The organism is Pseudomonas sp. PA27(2017), assembly GCF_001945445.1.
Taxonomy (GTDB): domain Bacteria; phylum Pseudomonadota; class Gammaproteobacteria; order Pseudomonadales; family Pseudomonadaceae; genus Aquipseudomonas.
The window spans coordinates 27,970-45,256 of sequence record NZ_MSXW01000018.1 but is presented as its reverse complement, the minus strand read 5'-3'; the positions used below and the strand labels follow the sequence as shown (position 1 = coordinate 45,256).

Below are 17,287 nucleotides of genomic sequence, written 5' to 3'. Positions count from 1 at the left end.
GCATAGCCTGCCCAACCGAAAACCAACATAAGGACAGAGGCATGAAAACGTTCAAGAAAGCCGTTGCGGGCAGCCTGCTCCTGGCCGTCACCTTGGCCAGCCAGGCCCACGCCGAAGACGCCAGTTGCGCCACGGTGACGCTCGGCGATCCGGGCTGGAGCGACATCGCCGTGACCAATGGCATCGCCAGCCTGGTGCTCGACGGCCTGGGCTATGACGTGAAGACCCAGACCCTGGGCGTACCGATCATCTTCGCCGGCCTGCAAAAGGGCCAGGTGGACGTGTTCCTCGGCAACTGGATGCCAGCGCAGCAGGCCAACTACGACAAGTTCGTCGCCAATGGGGCTGTGGATAAAGTCGCCGAGAACCTCAGCGGCACCGAGTACACCCTGGCGGTGCCGACCTACGCCTATGACGCCGGCGTGAAGACCTTCGCCGACCTGGAAAAGCACGCCGACAAGTTCGACCGCAAGATCTACGGCATCGCCTCCGGCGCGCCGGCCAACGAGTCGATCAAGGAAATCATCGCCGCCAACGAATTCGGCCTGAAGGACTGGAAGCTGGTCGAGTCCAGCGAGCAGGCCATGCTGGTGCAGGTCGGCCGCGCAGTGAAGCGCAACGACTACGTGGCATTCCTCGGCTGGACGCCGCACCCGATGAACGTGCAATACGACATGAAGTACCTCAAGGGCGGCGAGAAGTATTTTGGCGACAGCGGCAGCGTCAACACTCTGGCCCGCAAGGGCTACGCGGCGCAGTGCCCGAACGTCGGCAAGCTGCTCGGCAACCTGAAGTTCACCCAGGACATGGAGAACGCCATCATGGACCAGGTGCTGAGCAAGCAGGCCAGCAACGACCAGGCCGTGAAGGCCTGGCTCAAGGCCAACCCCGAGGTGCTGAACGGCTGGCTCGACGGCGTGACCACCCGCGAGGGCGGCGATGCGCTGGCGGCGGTGAAGGCCAAGTTGTAGGGCCGTTAGGTGGCGGAAACGGTCATTATGCGATCCACTGTAGGAGCCGCGACCTCGCGGCGATTCGCTCAGGCACCGCCGATAGGCAGTCAGGCAGCAATCGTTTCGCCCCGAGGTCGGGGCTCCCACAGGCTGGTTTGAGTATCTGCTTCTGGCTTTCCAAGCCCTATACGATGTACTCGAACACGCTAGGAAAACCAAGACGAGCACCTCTGCTACCCTGCCCCACCTCCGAACCACTTAACGAAAAACCGCATGCGCCTACCCAGCCGTTACAGCCTGTTGCCCTTCCTGCTCTGGTGGCCGACCGTCACCCGACGCAGCCTGGGCACGGACCTGTTGGTCGGGCTGAGCGGCGCCATTCTCGCCCTGCCGCAATCGATCGCCTACGCGCTGATCGCCGGGCTGCCCGCCGAGTATGGCCTCTACGCGGCCATCGTGCCGGTGATCATCGCCTGCCTGTGGGGCTCGTCGTGGCACCTGATCGGGGGGCCGACGGCAGCCATTTCCATCGTCCTGTTTACCAGCGTCAGCCCCATGGCCCGGCCGGGCAGCGACGAATTCGTCGCCCTGGTGCTGGTGCTGACCTTTCTCGCCGGGCTGTTTCAGTGGCTGCTCGGGTTACTGCGCTTCGGCAACCTGGTCAACTTCGTCTCGCCGTCGGTGATCCTCGGCTTCACCCTGGGCGCGGCGCTGGTGATCGCCCTTGGCCAACTACCCAACCTGCTGGGCCTCGACGTGGACAGCCAGCGCACTGCCGTGGCGACCTTGCTCGACCTCGGCCAGCATCTGGGCCAGGCCGACTGGCACGCCATGCTGGTCGCCGCCTTCACCCTGGCGGTCAGCCTGCTCTGCCGGCGCCTTTGGCCGCGCCTGCCGGCATTACTGATCGGCGTGGTGGCTGGCAGTCTGCTGGTTGCCGCCCTACCCGGCTTCTTCGCCGGCATCCGCCTGGTCGATGCCTTCGAGGGCTCACTGCCGCCGTTCACCCTGCTGCATGTCGAGGTCAACAGCCTGCTCGGGTTGCTGCCCGCCGCCATCGCCTGCGGCATGCTCGGGCTGGTCACCAGCCTGTCCATTGCCCGTTCCCTGGCCGCCCGCTCCCAGCAACTGCTGGATGCCAACCAGGAAGTGCGCGCCCAGGGCCTGTCCAACATGATCGGCCCATGGTTCTCCGGCTCGCTGTCAGCCGGCTCCTTCACCCGCTCGGCGCTGAACCTGCAGGCAGGCGCCACCTCGCCGATGGCCGGGGTATTTTCGGCGCTGCTGGTGGCCGCCTTCGCGCTATTCTGCGCGCCCTTGATCGCCCATATCGCCCTGCCCAGCATGGGCGCGGCGATCCTGTTGATCTGCTGGGGGTTGGTGGATGTCGAGGGCGTGCGCGCGTTATTGCGGGTCAGCCGCGCCGAGTTCGTGGTGATGCTGCTGACCCTGCTCGCCACCCTGGTGCTGGAGCTGCAGACCGCCATCTACGCCGGCGTGCTGGCTTCGCTGTTCTTCTACCTCAAGCGCACCTCGCAGCCGCGCTTCAAATACACCCGCGACGGCGACGACGAACTGCTGCGCCTGGAAGGCTCGATTTTCTTCGGCGCCTGCCACTACGTGCAGCAGGTGCTGCAACTCAGCCGCGGCGAGCGGGTGGTGGTGGACGCCCGGCATATCAACTTCATCGACTACGCCGGCGTGGAGATGCTTCATCTGGAAGCGCGCCGCCTGATGGCGCAGAACCGCCAGCTGGTGCTGCGCCACGCCCGCCCCCACGTGATCGAGGAAATCCAGAAACTCGAAGGCGCGACCTGCCCGGTGCAGTTCGAGGAGTGAGCCGGCAGCCGCCCGTAGTCTGGCGTTGAGCGTAGCGATACCCAGGAAGCAATATCCACCGCACGCCAGACTCGCCTAGTGCCAACGACACTGTAGGAGCTGCGACCTCGCAGCGAATGGTGGCCATAACGCCGCTCTGCAGGATGGCCAGGATCGTTTCGCCCCGGGGTCGGGGCTCCTACAGCCCTAGCCCGAGACCGGTCAAGGCACCCACCAGACGCTGCTCCGGCACCTCACCGGGCACCGCCAACCCTGTAGGAGCTGCGACCTCGTAGCGAATGGTGGCCATAACGCCGCTCTGCAGGATGGCCAGGATTGTTTCGCCCCGGGTCGGGGCTCCTACAGCCCTCGCCCGAGACCGGTCAAGGCACCCACCAGACGCTGCTCCGGCACCTCACCGGGCACCGCCAACCCTGTAGGAGCTGCGACCTCGCAGCGAATGGTGGCCATAACGCCGCTCTGCAGGATGGTCAGGATTGCTTCACCCCGTGGTCGGGGCTCCCGCAGAATAAGGGCTCTCTTGCGATAGAGAGGGCGCGCCTTACCGCCAACCGTGCCGGAGAAAATAACGTCCCACCAGCATCAACGCCGCCAACCCCAGCACCCCGGCACACACGAACAACCCGTCATAGCCCAGCGCCTTGGCCAGCACCCCGCTGGCCGCGCCGACGAAGCCGCCAAGCAGAATCTGCGTGGAAGCCTGCAGGGTGAAGTCCGCGCCTTCGTGGCCGGGGCGGCACTGGCGCATCATCGCGGCGAACAAGGCGACTGTGGATAACCCGTCGGCCGCCTGCTCGCTCAGGGTCAAGGCGTACACCAGCGATGCATCGCCACCACGGCTGACCAGCAGCGCCAACGCGGCAAGGCTCAGCGCCTGCAATGCACCAAAGATCAGCAGCGCGCGCAGCACACCGAGGCGTGCATACAGCAGGCCGCCCAACAGCGCGCCGCCGATGCCGACCAGGCTGCTGACCAGCGTCAGTTGCCCCAGCTCGGCGTTGCTCCAGCCCTGGTCCACCAGCATGGGCTTGATCATCGGCGAGCCCAGGGCGTCGCCGAGCTTGAAGGTCAGCACCACCGCCAGCCACAGGCCCATGCCCGGCAGCGCCAGCAGGCCGCGGTAGTGGCGCCATAGCAGGCCAACGCCCATTGGCTCGGCTGCCGTAGCGACCGGCGGCAGCTGCCGCGCTTCGGCAAAGCGCCACACCGGCAGCAGCATCAAGGCCACCAACAAGGTCAGCGCCAGCAACGACAGGTTCCAGCCGAAGCGGTCGATCACCAGCAACAGGCCGCTACCACTGACGATCATCCCAACCTTGTAGCCGCCCACCTGCAGACTGTTGCCCAGGCCGCGCCAGCGTTCGGGCAGCAGCCGTACGGTCAGGCCGTCGGTGGCGATGTCCTGGGTCGCCGCCGCCAGGTTGACCAGCACCAGCAGGCCAAGCAGCAGCGGCAGGTGGGCGCCGAACAGCGCATCCGGCGAGAGCAGCGCCAGGCCCAGCAGGATCGCCACCACCGCGCCCTGCAGCGGCAGGATCCAGCCGCGGTGATGGCCCAGACGCCGCGATGACAGGCGATCCACCCACGGCGCCCACAGCACTTTGAACAGCCAGGGCAGCGCCAGCAGCTTGAGCAGACCGATCACCGCCAAGTCCACGCCATGCTGACGCAACAGCACCGGTAGCGCATGGGCGATCAGCCCGGATGGCAAACCCTGGGCACAATACAGCGAAGCCAGCAGCACCAGAGTGGCGCCGGCCGGGCGGCGCAAATCGGCAGGATTGGATGACATGGTGGCGTCCGCGAGAGGTCAGCGGGGCAGCATAGCGCAGGCTTGAAAGCGCCAGCAGCCCCAGAATCTTTTCCCGTCTCACGCAGGGCCGCGCAGGAGCCGGTTATTGCGCGAGGCGTGCCCTGCCGGTGGGTTTGCGGTACCTCACACATTCATGTGAGGCACACAAGTGCAGAGTTCGACAGGCCAAATAAGCGGGACAGACCCTGTCATACTTCGGAAACAACTCGATACCCGAAACCGCTGGAGCGGACGAACGCCGACAGGGCGTTTCGGTCTATTCGCCTATCACCTTCCCATGCCCCTGCGCCGCCCGTGAGCGATGCGCAGCGTGCGCCACGTTCGCAACCTCCGCGGAGAGCCATGGCCACTTCACTTATCCACACCCTGCGTCGTCGCTGGCTGGGCATCGGCCTGCTGCTGTGCCTGGCCGTCGGCCTGCCGGTCGGCTGCGCCAAGCTCGAAGAAAAGGAGCGCGAGCTGGTGTTCCGCATCGAGCCGGGCACCGCCAGCTGGTTCCACGGCCTGCCTGCGGGCGTGAAAGACATGACCCTCAGCGTTCCGGAGTTCGGCGACAGCCAGAGCATCCATGCCTGGTGGTGGCCAGCGCGTCGGGCCGACGCGCCAACCCTCTTGTACCTGCACGGCTCGCGCTGGAACCTGACCGGCCAACTGTTTCGCATCGAGCAACTGCACGCCATGGGCTTTTCGGTGCTGGCCATCGACTACCGCGGTTTCGGCGAAAGTCGCGGCGAGCTACCGTCCGAGCGCACCCTCTACGAAGATGCCGAAATCGCCTGGCAGCGCCTCACCGAACTGCAGCCCGACCCGGCCAAACGCTTCATCTACGGGCATTCCCTGGGCGGCGCGGTGGCGGTCAACCTGGCCGACTCCCTGGGCCGTGATCGCCACACGCCGCCGCTGGCCGGGTTGATCATCGAATCGACCTTCACCAATCTGGCCGATGCCGCCACCGCCGTGGCCGCCGAGTACACCTCGCTGCCGGTACGCTGGCTGCTGTCGCAGAAATTCGACTCCCTGAGCAAGATCGGCGACATCAAGGTGCCGGTGCTGATCGCCCACGGCACTGGCGACCGCTACGTGCCGGCGCGCTTCAGCGAAAGCCTCTACCAGGCCGCCAACCAGCCCAAACGCCTGCTGCTGATCGACGGCGGCAACCACAACAACAGCATGCGCACCGGTAGCCGCGAATACCGCGAGGCGATTCGCACGCTGTTTTCCCAGCAGATGATCGGCAAGGGCTGACGGGCCATGAAAGTCATCGACCACCAACCCCACGCCTGGCTTCTGCTGGAAGACGAAAGCGGGCTACTGATCGACGTGGACTGCCACCACGGCGCCGTCAGCTGCAGCGTGCTGATCCGCCTGAATGACCAGGAACTCGCCGAGTATCGCCGCGACGGCCACGCCTATCTAGATCGCCTGGCCCAAGCCATCCACTACAGCGCGCCGATCCTGGCGATCAGCGACTCACCGTACAAACCACGCAAGTTGCGCGGCTACGACGATCAGGTGCTGCAGGCGATCCGCCAGTGGCAGGCGCAGGGTCGGCCCGGCGGTGCAGCCAACAGGCACGACTGAAGATCCGCCAGTTGCGTGGCGGACAGGCAGCACGTGAGGGTCAGCCGATAGGGGCGTATCTGTCTCGCAGAGCAAAACCCACCTTCGACTCTGTCGCACTCGGCAGATCAGTTCGCGGACGAAACGCCTGTAGAACGCGCAAGTATGCAGGCGACTACTCACCCATCCGCCAACCCAGCTCGTTATAATCGCCCCCCGCTACATTGCTACTGCAATGATATCGCCAAGGATTGGTGTGCTATGCCCCCTCCGCTTCACACCTTGTGTTCACTATTGGCTCCACCGGCTTCGCGCTCGGATGGTGCTGCCTGCACGCGAGTGTAACGATGCCGCTGTTCCGCAACCTCTTTTGCGCCCTGCTGTTTCTCAATTTGGCCGGCTGTTACAGCCTGTCGCCCATCGATATCGATAAAAGCATCCGCCCTGCCAAAGACGGCGCCACCAGCTATTTGGTGGGCGTAGTCGGCGTCTGGCCGGACGCCAAGTATTCGCTCCACGAACAAAGCCTCCTGCTGCGCCAGAAAGGCGGTGGCGGCTCTGCCTCGGCACGCCTGCGCAACAACGTTCACCTGCGCACGCCACGGGACATCCGTGACGGGCGCCGTGGCATCGGTACGCTGTTCGTCATGCCGCTCAAGCCCGGTCGCTACGAGCTTTACAACGTCCTGTTCAAACGCAGCGACGGCACCACTACCTGGAAGCGAGAAGACTTCTCCATCCCTCTACAATTGGAACCCGGCAAGGCTTATTACATCGGCGATTTCCGTGCCGCCTGCCTCGACTACAACGCCCGTTGCGCCTTCATCCACAGCTACGACATCAAACGAGACCAGGCGTTGGTTACCAGCAAGCATCCCGAATTGCCGCCGTTACAACTGATCGAGCTGGAGCATCTGGATGGCGCCTATCCCATCCTGCTCGACAGCGATGCTGCAAATGCCGTGGTTTTCAAAACAATTTTGTCGGGGCAGGCCAAATGAGCAACTTATTACGCTGCCTCAGCCTTGCCATGTTGATGCTTCTGGGCGGTTGCCAGGTCAACCACACGCTGCCCGAGCCAATGCTCGATCACGAGCTGACGCTGCCGCAGGTAAGCGTCCAGACCCTGGGCTCGGTGCCCGGCCCGCTCATCCGAAACCATCTGCGCAGTACCGGCGTCTTCGAGCAAGTGCGCGAGGGCTTCGACCCCGCCGGGTACAACATCCAGATAGTGTCGGTCGGCGACTACTATGGCTTCAGCAATTTACCCAATCAGTTCCTCAGCGCATTCAGCCTGTTCATCATTCCCGCCTCCGTGTCCTGGGACACGGTACTGACGTTCCGGGTGACCCGCGGCAAACAAGAAGTGGCCACCTACCGTGTCGACAACAAGACCACTCATTACAACGGCCTATTCGTGCACCCGGATGGCCGCGATGACAACATTCGCCGGATCGTCGATAGCTTCGCCGCACGGGCTCAGGCCGATGCCGCGTTGTTCAAGCTCACCCCACTGAAACCCGTGCACACGCCGATGCCTGTAGCGCCGGCAACCCTGCAAAAGCACACGGTATTGATCGTCAGCTATCAAGTGAACGCCGATGGTTCGGTGAGCGACGTGAAGGTCGTCGGCGACGCCCCTGAACTTGCTCGCTCGGTGGTCGAAGAAACGCTACGCACCTGGCGCTATGAGCCCTGGACGCCCAGCTCCGAAGCACCAGCGAAGCAGCGAACCAGCCAGCCGATAATTCTCAAGCCGCAATCGCTGGTGCGCACCCAGGAACAAAGTTGCGCCCAGGTCATTCAGGAGCTGGATGCCTTCGAACAGAGCTCTCCGGGCAAGCCAGCCAGCGACCTGTCCACCTTCCAGCAGACCTCGGCAATGCTGTTTCTCACCGAGCTGCGTCAGCAGGACAGTGCCTCCGCTACCGAGGTCGACAAGGCCTTCGCACGCGCACTGCCGTGGATCATCGAACAGTGCCGGGCCAATCCGCAGGCCGATTACTGGCAATACGTGCATCAAGGCGTGAAGCAACAGAAAGCGGCTACAGGCGAAACACCTCGGTAACAGCCGCACCAGAGCACGTAACGACAGATTGGTCGTTACGTGCCTACATGCTTCGCCAAATGCCCGGCCCTGGGCTGAGGCACCTCCCTCCCGCAGCACCCCATCCCTAGTAAGCGCATCGAGACGAATGGTCTACCCAGTCGTCAGATAACAGCTAACCTGATTTTTCGTATCAAGATTATTCCGGCCCAGCTCTCACCGCTATGGCCCGCCTATTAGAACGATCCCACAACAATAAAAGGAAGTTCGACCATGACCAACCCTCATCACCTGCTATCCGGCCTGGCCCTCTCACTGGCGATCGCCAGCGCTGGCGCCAACGCGGCAGGGCTGACCAGTGAACACAAGCCATTCGGCAAGACCCGCGATGGCACGCCCGTCGTGCAGTACCAGCTGCGCAACAGCCATGGCATGCAAGCCACCATCATCACCTACGGCGGCGTGCTGCAGGCCCTGGAAGTGCCGGACAAGAACGGCAAGCTCGAAGATGTGGTGCTGGGTTTCGATGATGTGCAGGGCTATGAAGCCGGCACCGCATTCTTCGGCGCCACCATCGGCCGCTTCGGCAATCGCCTGGCCCGCGGCGCCTTCGAGCTCGATGGCAAGCGCTTCCAGGTGCCGCTCAACGACGGCCCCAATGCCCTGCACGGCGGCGCCGAGGGCTTCGACAAGAAGGTCTGGGAAGCCAAGCCGGTGAAGGACAAGGATTCGGTCGGCGTGACCCTCACCTACCTGTCCAAGGACGGCGAGATGGGCTTTCCCGGCAACCTGAAAACCGAAGTTACCTACCGCCTCACCGACAACAACGAACTGCACATCGACTACAAGGCCACCACCGACAAGCCCACTGTGGTCAACCTCACCAACCACAGCTACTTCAACCTCGCCGGGGCAGGCAACGGCGACATCCTCAAACAGGTCGCCACCCTGCACGCCAGCCATTACACGCCGGTCAACAAGACGCTGATCCCCACCGGCGAACTGGCCCCGGTCAAAGGCACGCCGATGGACTTCAGCAAACCGACGCCCATCGGCCAGCACATCAAGGACGACCACGAGCAGCTCAAATTTGCCGAAGCCAAACAGGGCGGCTTCGACTTCAACTGGGCGCTGGACAGCAAAGGCGACATCAAGCAACTCGCCGCCGAAGTCCACGACCCCGCCTCCGGCCGCCTCCTGCAGCTCTATACCAGCGAGCCGGGCGTGCAGTTCTACACCAGCAACTTTCTGGACGGCTCGGTCAAGGGCAAGGCCGGCAAGACCTACGCCCACTGGAGCGCCTTTACCCTGGAAACCCAGCACTTCCCGGATGCACCGAACCAGCCGAAATTCGCCTCTACCCGCCTGGATCCGGGGCAGACGTATACGCAGAATACGGTGTTCAAGTTTTCGGTGAAGTAAGAAGAAAAATTTAATAATGAGAAAAAGGGCAGCTTTAGATCTGCCCTTTTTCTTTTAGGTCAATTGGTTAACGCTTAAGTAAGTTCCATTCAAATCTGTCCCCTTTTCCACATAACTTTGGATCGATCAGTTGTTAGCTCGCCAACCCACTAAACCTTCAAGATATTTCAATTTATTCAAAATGAACGTCGAGAAATCATCACACACCATTTCAGCTCTATCTAGCTCAGCACTTAACTCGACTATTGCCCAATGACTCTGCGAATCAAATCCATACAAAATCTCTCCTGAATTACCAGCAAATATATAAACCCCTTCGAAAGCTTCTATATTTTTTCCACATATTGATGAATGGGTACTTAAACCGTCATCGATGTAGAACGCCGAATCTAACTCACCAAACCCAAAACTTTTCAAAAAATCTAGGTAGTCCTTGGGTACATTCTCACGGTCAGACTCTTCAACGTTACTAAGAACTAGATCCTCATTATCAATAACATCTCCATAGTCGCCTTCATAATATTCACTCGCGACAATCTTATCTACAATTCTCTGGATCTCTACCTTGTCAAGCATAATCACCTTCCAAATAGCTTCTCTGCAGGGCCATCAGCTCTATGAATTCCCCCTTGGTGTTCTATACCTCTCACAAAAAAGGGGACAGATTTATTTATTCAGCCTAAGCCAAAAATAAATCTGCCCCGTTTCTCACTTTTACCTACGCTCTCGCCTTTATCATTTAACGTATATAGCTATTTTTTTATAATTCCACACACCTAACAAAAACAGCCCTAAAAAAAACCCGCCACCGACATATAAAACTGCGACACGCTCGCTTAACTCAAAAAATAATCTTATTATGCCTACAGCCACTAGACTCCAAAATGTAGACATAAAAGCAATCATCAGCAGAACCACAAATAATTCCCAGATTGCTCGACCTGTGATTAACCGCTTATTTTTCATTACTGCTGTCACCATATCTTTTATAGAAGTCTATTGTTTTACCACCGGCATCTAGCAGAAAAATTCCTTCAGTGGTGTATGCAGGTAGCTTGGATCCAATAATAGGCACAAGTGTCGGATTGTCTAGCTGGCGTTCCATCACACCAAATATTGAATTTGGCCGGCCCAAACCATCCTTAACACCCATAGCCAATGGAACTCTCACTGTTGCACCTAATAAAGAGGTTGCGATATCAGCTCCTGAATATATCAACGCACCATATTGGGGAGACACTATTTCTGCGGCATAACGGCCAGGATTAAAACCCTGACCACCAGTACTATTTACATAGCTTGCCAAACCACTCGCACCTTCATAAACATTACTAAGGCCTATACCAACCATGCCGCTTCCGACCACACAGCCCCACCCAGTAGTGCATATTCCCCCACCCCCTAAGGCAGCCGCTCCTCCACCCGCTAACAAAAGACTATTACTGGCAACGGGAGCTACATGCCCACTTCCAAAGTCGTACGCCTTGTCGATCCAAGAGTATTCAAATAACCCATCATATTTCTTTGCTCTGACCCAGCTTAATTCACCACCTAGATAAGACGCTTCGAGGTCACTTACGAATTTTTCGTTGTAATCTTTACTACCAGGTACATATTCAGCCCAGCACTTAACCTCATAACACGCCGCACGTATTAACTTTTCATCTTCGAAATCACCATGACTCAACTCTTCGGCGATGGCATTCCACTCCTGAATATGTAATCCGCGATTGTAATTGGTAGCACTTCCTGTCACGGCAGAGGCCACCTGCATGTCTTTTACATCGCCGCCTTGCAATCCAGCGGTCATCACTCCAATTAACTGCGAGTTCATAACCAGTAGTCGCTGCTTTTCGTCAGGCTGCATCTTTCCATATTGCCCAGCCAGCTTCTCCGCAAGCAATTCATTCACACCTGCCGCTAACGCACCGGTTTTAAAGTCGCTACCCATGGCTTCAGCGGCAAGACCACCCATAACGGCATGTAACCCAGCCTTCGTGAGAGTTCCATCTTTCATCTCTAACTTGCCGCCAGGCGCGGTAACATCTCCAACCCAGTTGAAACCAGCTGCCGTAAAGGTATTAGCCAAGGTGCTCTGCAATGCGTCGCTAAAGCTGCCGTCCTGACCGACGAGTTTGCTCAGGGCGGCAGAGGTGCTGTTCTGCAGGGCTTGGTTAGCCGCGAATCTGCCGACTCCCGACCAGGTGCTCAAACTTGATCCCGAGTTCGCAACACTTACGGTGCCGGAGTTACTCAGCGGCGTATTTGCGCCGACCGCATTGCTGGTGCTGGTGTTGGTTGTCTCCGTGCCTGTCCAACTGTCATAAAGACCCGCCGTCAGACCTGCGGTCGCTCCCGCCACCATGTAGCCTTTCAATGCATCGCTGGAGGTGACGTCCTTAAAAACTGCGTCGAGGTTGCCCCGGTTGTTCACAGTACTGATGGCAGCACCGCTGGCTGCGGATGTTGCGACTGCAGTAAGCGCCACGTTCGCCCAACCTGCAGCAGCCGTTGAGCCTACTGCTGCACCGCCGGCTACCGCTGAAGCACTAGCCGTGCCGGCTGCAGCCATGGCGGTTCCGGATCCCGCCGTAGCACCTGCTGCACTTCCAATCAGCCCGCTAGCGGCGCCTGCTGTGAAGTAAGCCACGATGATGGCAATTACCATCATTGCCGCCCCACCCAACCCCGAATGGCTGTACTTGAAGCTGTCGTGAATCTCCTTCACGCGGTGCCAGTCGACGTCGCCGCGCTCTTCGGCGGCTTTGAGCCAGGCCAGTTGCGGGTCGGCTTCGGCCATCGCATCGATGGTCTGGGTGACGGTTTGCTGGTCGACGTCCTTGATGTCGATGTTCAGGCCTTCCACCGCTTTGATGGCGATTTCGCCCTGGGCGATCATCTGGGTCTGCAGCAGGGTTTCGTCGGTGGTGCCTTTGCCTTTGGTGGAGGTCCACACCAGGCTGTTGCTGCTCTTCTCGTGGCTCTTCTGGTCGAGGTCCTTCACACCTTCGAAAGTGATGCCACCGCCACTCTGCAGGTTCAGGTCGGCGCCACTATCGAGGCGCGCGCGCTGGTACAACTGGTCGCCGGCGCTGGACAGGGTCAGGTCGCTGCCGGTGGTGATCTCGGTGCCGATGTGGCGGATGGTGGTGACTTCGTCACGGCGCGTGGCCTTGGCGCCGAAGGAGCCTTTGGACTGTTTGTCGTAGAGCGAGTAGTCGCTGTTCTGCGCGGCCAGCAGGTTGAGTTGCCCGCCGCTGTAGAGGTAGGCAGAACCATCCGCGTCGATGCGGCTGGCGCTCAGGTTCATGTCCTGGCCGGACACCGCACGGAAGTCACCGCCAGCGCTCAGCTCGCTGGCGATCTGGGTGACGCTATCCTGTACGGCCTCGACCTTCTTGCCGCCGCCTTTGCGCTTGGCGTCGTAGTGGTACTCATTGGCAGCGGAAGCGATGGTCATGCTGCCACCGGCCTGCAGGGCCATGTCGCCCTCTGCCGCAACCTGGCTGCCGACAATGGCCATGTCTCGCGTGGCAGCGGCCTGCAGGTCACCGCCGACTTGTACGTCGCTGCCGTACTGGTCGATCTGCTGGCGAATGCTGTAATTGCGCGCGTTCTGGTAGCGCGAGGTGCTGTTCTCGGTTTGCTGACTGGCAAGCAGCAAATCCTGGCCGGCCTGCAGCGTGGCATTGCCGCCTGCGGAGAGTGCGCCGCCGACATTGAGCAGGTCGCGCCCGGCCACCATGCTCAGGTCACCTTCGGCCTCGATCCGTGCGGCGCTGTCGGCCATCTGCCGCTGGTGCTCATAGGCCTTGCCGCTGGCGGACTGGTGGGTGGCGACGCTGCGCTCGTTGAGGATGTCGTTGCCGGCCTGCAGGCTGACGTCGCGGCCAGCAATGATGCCGCCCTTGGCGTTGCGGATGCTATCGGTGGCCAGCAGTTGCAGGCGCTGGTTCGCCTGCATCAGCCCGCTGTTGCCGATGGACTCGGCCTGAATGCCCAGGTTGGCAGTGGCGCGCAGGGTGCCTGCGTTGCTCAGGCCGCCGCCACTGATCAGGGTCAGGTCGCGGCCTTGAATCAGCGCGCCATTGGGCGCCAGACGACCGTCGGCCTGGGCGAGGTAGAGCACGGGCGCCAACACCTTCTGGCCGCTCACTTCGCGCTCTTCCATCCACACGATGTCGTGGGTCAGCGCGGCGACCTGCTCGGCGGAAAGCCCGACGCCGACGGACAGCTGCAAGGCATCCTGGCTCGCGATGGCGTTGTCCATCAGGTAGCGGAACTGCGCTTCGTCGCTGCTCAGCCCGGCCAGGAAGCGCTGGCCGGTGCGGGCCAGCACCGCATCGCGGATCAGCCGCTGCTCAACGAGACCGTCGCCGAGCAGTTTCTGCGCGTGATCGGGGTCGTAGTTCAGTTGATCGAGCAGGTAGCTGGAATTGAGGAAGTTGCCCAGCTCGGCGAACGCCGGATCGGTCTCGATCAGGTAGCGGTGGTCGGGATTGGTGCTGAGGCTGAACAGGCCGTTCTGGCCAGTGGGCAGTTTGAAGCTCGGCAGGCCGAGCGGGTCGACCGCCTTCTGGGCTAGGTCTGGCGGCAGCTGCGGGTTGAGGGTGATGGCGGTGGCGATATCGCTGCCGGGCGTGCTGGTGTCGACCCGGGTGCCGCCGCCGACGTATGCGTAACTGCTGCGGATAACACGGCTGTCGAAATCGTCGCGGGTATTGACGTTGATGTCGCCGCCACTCTGGATGACGGCGGCATAGGTCTGCCCATCGACGCTCACGCGCTCGACCTTGTTGGCAGGGAGGTATTCACGCTCCATGGCGCCGACTACCCGATTGAGGTCGGATTCCAGCGAGCCGAGGTTGCGCGAGCCGGCATGGTCGGCGTTGAAGCCATACACCAGGCCGCGGTAGAACCAGTAGCTCGGCTTGCGGCCGGATACCAATACCCGCGTGGTGTGCACCTCACTGGTTTCCACGCCAATGTTGTCCAGGCTGCCAAGCTGCATCTGCAGGTCGCCAGCCGCGGCGATGGTGCTGCTGCTATTGGTCAGACGGTCGCCCAGCACGTTAAGCGAACCGCCGGCTGTGATATGCGACGCGCCGCTGTCGGCGGTGACGATCAACCGATCGTACTCATCGAGCTGCCAGACCCCGACCTTGCGCCCGTTGCTGCCCAGGTCGCAGTCGCCTGCGGGGTTGTAGGGGCCACGGCAGGCCAGTTCGGTGAATACCGCGTCGTATTTGCCTTGTTCGGTTTGCAACTCGTCGCGTACGTTGGCGATGATCGCGGCGCGCAGGCTCATGTCGCCCGCGCTGTCGATGGTGCCGGAGCGGTTTTCGATCAGGCTGGCGAGGCTGCCCTGGGCGTCCCTGGCGATGCTCAGGCTGCCCAGGCTGTAGAGCGCCGCGAGACGATTGGTAAACCGATCAGCCAGCAGTTGCAGGTTGCCGCCGCTGAATATCAGCCCGCCATCGTTGCGTATGCTACCCGCCTGCAGCAGCAGGTCGCCACCGGCGCCGAGGGTGCCGCGGTTGTCGATTTTCTCGGCGGCCATGCTCAGCCAGGCAGCAGCGGTCATGCGCCCCTGGCTGACCAGCTCACCTAGCGCCGTCAGACGACCAAAGCCACCGCTACTGACCTCGGCGTCAGTGCCGAAGGCAATGTTGTCGGCCTGCAGGTCAATGTTGCCGAGCGCCAGCAGGCTGCCGTTGCCGCGGTAATCACCGCTCAAACGCAGATCGAGGTTGCCGTTGGTTTCGATACGGCCATCGTTGATCCAGCTGTCGCCTATGGTGCTGAGGCTGTTGACCGCCAGCAGGCCGCCGCCAGCGGTCTGGGTCAGGCGATCGATATCCAGGGTGATGGAGGCGGCCTGCAGCAGGCTGTCGTTGACCCATTCCTCGGCGCTCAGGCTCATTGCGCTGTTGGTGATGAATTCACCGCCGGCCTGGCCAAGCAGCTGCATGTCCAGGCCCAGGCCGGCGCTGCCGAGATGACGCACCACGCCGCCCTTGTTGCTCAGGGCCGGCGTGTCGAAAGTCAGTGCCGCGCTGGCCACCTCCAGCACACCGCCGTCGTTATTCAGCATGGTGCCGATGGCGAAGCGGCTCTCACCGCTGCTTCCCAGGGCACGCAGGCGGCCCCTGGCATTGCTCAGGCTATCGGCTTGCACATCGAGATGACCGCCGGCCTCCACCAGGCCGTCGTCGTTGTTCAGCGCGTTGGTGACCTTCGCGGTGATGGCACCGCCGGCTGCCAGGGTGCCGGCTTGGTTATCCACAGCCTCGGCCTGGATGGCCATGGCCTGGCCCGCCAGGGCGCTGCCTTGGCGGTTGTCCAGCGTGTCGGTGTCCAGGTTCAGCTTGCCCTGGGCGACAACCTGGCCCTTCTGGTTGTCGAGCTCCTTGGCCTTGAGCGTGGCGCTACCTGCCGCGGCGATCTGGCCATCGGCGTTGTCGAGTGTTTGCAGGTCGGTATTCAGGCTGCCATGGCTGACGAGCTGGCCCTCGTTGCGCACGCCGCCGCCGTTCAACTGCAAATGCCCGGCGCTGTTGGTGCTGCCATCGGCGCGCACGCCGGCCTCGATGGCACCGGCATTGTTCAGGCGCTCGGCCTGCACCCTGACCTGCTCACCGGCGGCGAGGCTTTCGCGCACATCCACCTGCCTGGCCTCGACACGGGCAGTGCCGCCGGCGTAGGTATCGCCCTTGAGGTCGACGCTGCCGGCTACCAGAGTGGTGTTACCGCTGGCGGCGCTGCGGTTCATGGTCAGCTGGCCGCTGGCATCGATCTGGATATCACCGGCGGTGGCCGCCATGTCGCCGGCAAGATTCACGCCGACGCCCTTCTCGGTGCCAACCAGGCGAATGGCGCCGGCGTACATACCGCCCAGGGCGGAGCTGTCGATGGCCACCTGGGGCTTGTCGCTGCCATCGTCGGCCTTGGCCGTGGCCTGCAGAGTGGCAACGTCCACCTCGTTGCGGCCGGCAATGATGTTCAGGCGCTTGGCATGGATATCAGCGTTGATCTTGGCGGTGCGGGTGATCAGGTCGAATTGGTCGACGTTGCTGGCGTTGAGGCCGGCGCCTTCGATGGCGATATCGCCGCCATCGACATCGAAGCCTTTGAGACGGCCATCCTCGATCTGCGGCGCACCGGTGCTCAGGGTCGCGCGCGGCGTGTTGATGAAACCGCAACCATCGCAGGTGATGCCGTGCGGGTTGGCGACGATGACATGGGCGCCCTGCCCGGCCACCTCGGTATAGCCCTTGAGCTGGCTGCGGTTGCTGCCCGTCACCTCATTGAGGATAACGCCCGCGGCGCCGCCCTGCAGGTTCGGATTGCCCTTGATGTAGCCGCCCAACTGGCTCGGTACGAAAGCCTGGGCGCCGTTATTGAGGATCAGGCCCTGCTGGTCGACGTTGTAGTCGGTGAATTTGTTGTGCGACAGGCCGCTGCCGTTGGGCGTGGCGATGTTCACCACGGGTACGCCGTTGCCGGCCTGGCCGATGCTGGTGTTGCCACCAGCGGTAGCGTCGACTGCGAGGTCGGCGGCCAGCGACTTGACCGGGTCGAACAGCATGACGCCGATGAGTACGCGGGCGATGGCACGGTTCAGTGGGCTGCGAACGTCCATGTGGATAACTC

At 61.6% G+C, this 17,287-nt stretch carries 11 protein-coding genes; 7 read left to right on the top strand and 4 right to left on the bottom strand.

The annotated features are described in order from the left end of the window. Window positions 1–41: 41 nt before the first annotated feature. Window positions 42–971 carry a choline ABC transporter substrate-binding protein gene (gene choX / locus BVH06_RS09675; RefSeq protein WP_075933928.1) on the top strand — a complete coding sequence of 310 codons (930 nt, stop codon included), beginning with the start codon at window positions 42–44 and terminating at the stop codon, window positions 969–971. 255 nt (window positions 972–1,226) lie between these two features. Then, window positions 1,227–2,792 carry a SulP family inorganic anion transporter gene (locus BVH06_RS09670; protein ID WP_075933927.1) on the top strand — a complete coding sequence of 522 codons (1,566 nt, stop codon included), beginning with the start codon at window positions 1,227–1,229 and terminating at the stop codon, window positions 2,790–2,792. Between the two features lie 541 nt (window positions 2,793–3,333). Here the strand turns inward: BVH06_RS09670 and BVH06_RS09665 are convergent. After that, complete coding sequence (locus BVH06_RS09665; protein ID WP_075933926.1) at window positions 3,334–4,584, bottom strand: MFS transporter; 1,251 nt, start codon at window positions 4,582–4,584, stop codon at window positions 3,334–3,336. Between the two features lie 363 nt (window positions 4,585–4,947). Here BVH06_RS09665 and BVH06_RS09660 point away from each other — a divergent pair, with 363 nt between their 5' ends. The 5 genes from BVH06_RS09660 to BVH06_RS09640 all read left to right on the top strand — a co-directional run bounded on the left by BVH06_RS09660 (window position 4,948) and on the right by BVH06_RS09640 (window position 9,634). Beyond that, window positions 4,948–5,850 carry an alpha/beta hydrolase gene (locus BVH06_RS09660; protein ID WP_075929849.1) on the top strand — a complete coding sequence of 301 codons (903 nt, stop codon included), beginning with the start codon at window positions 4,948–4,950 and terminating at the stop codon, window positions 5,848–5,850. A gap of 6 nt (window positions 5,851–5,856) precedes the next feature. Next, window positions 5,857–6,186 (top strand): hypothetical protein, encoded by a 330-nt coding sequence (locus tag BVH06_RS09655; RefSeq protein WP_075933925.1) that lies wholly within the window; start codon window positions 5,857–5,859, stop codon window positions 6,184–6,186. Window positions 6,187–6,512: 326 nt separating this feature from the next. Then, entirely contained in the window at window positions 6,513–7,166 is a 654-nt protein-coding gene (locus BVH06_RS09650; RefSeq protein WP_075929851.1) for a hypothetical protein, read from the top strand. Window positions 7,167–7,195: 29 nt separating this feature from the next. Beyond that, window positions 7,196–8,233 carry an energy transducer TonB gene (locus BVH06_RS09645; RefSeq protein WP_075933924.1) on the top strand — a complete coding sequence of 346 codons (1,038 nt, stop codon included), beginning with the start codon at window positions 7,196–7,198 and terminating at the stop codon, window positions 8,231–8,233. 252 nt (window positions 8,234–8,485) lie between these two features. Next, window positions 8,486–9,634, top strand: a complete 1,149-nt coding sequence (locus tag BVH06_RS09640) for an aldose epimerase family protein (protein WP_075933923.1) — start codon at window positions 8,486–8,488, stop codon at window positions 9,632–9,634. A 126-nt stretch (window positions 9,635–9,760) separates the two neighbouring features. Here BVH06_RS09640 and BVH06_RS09635 read toward each other — a convergent pair whose 3' ends face one another. The 3 genes from BVH06_RS09635 to BVH06_RS09630 form a co-directional block, all read right to left on the bottom strand. After that, the gene (locus tag BVH06_RS09635; RefSeq protein WP_075933922.1) at window positions 9,761–10,210 is read right to left on the bottom strand and encodes an SMI1/KNR4 family protein; all 450 of its coding nucleotides are present in this window, start codon (window positions 10,208–10,210) and stop codon (window positions 9,761–9,763) included. 159 nt (window positions 10,211–10,369) lie between these two features. Continuing rightward, window positions 10,370–10,600, bottom strand: a complete 231-nt coding sequence (locus tag BVH06_RS25370; protein WP_139315608.1) for a hypothetical protein — start codon at window positions 10,598–10,600, stop codon at window positions 10,370–10,372. Continuing rightward, complete coding sequence (locus BVH06_RS09630; RefSeq protein ID WP_075933921.1) at window positions 10,590–17,276, bottom strand: DUF637 domain-containing protein; 6,687 nt, start codon at window positions 17,274–17,276, stop codon at window positions 10,590–10,592. The genes BVH06_RS25370 and BVH06_RS09630 overlap by 11 nt, the downstream gene beginning before the upstream one ends. Between the last annotated feature and the right edge of the window lie 11 nt (window positions 17,277–17,287).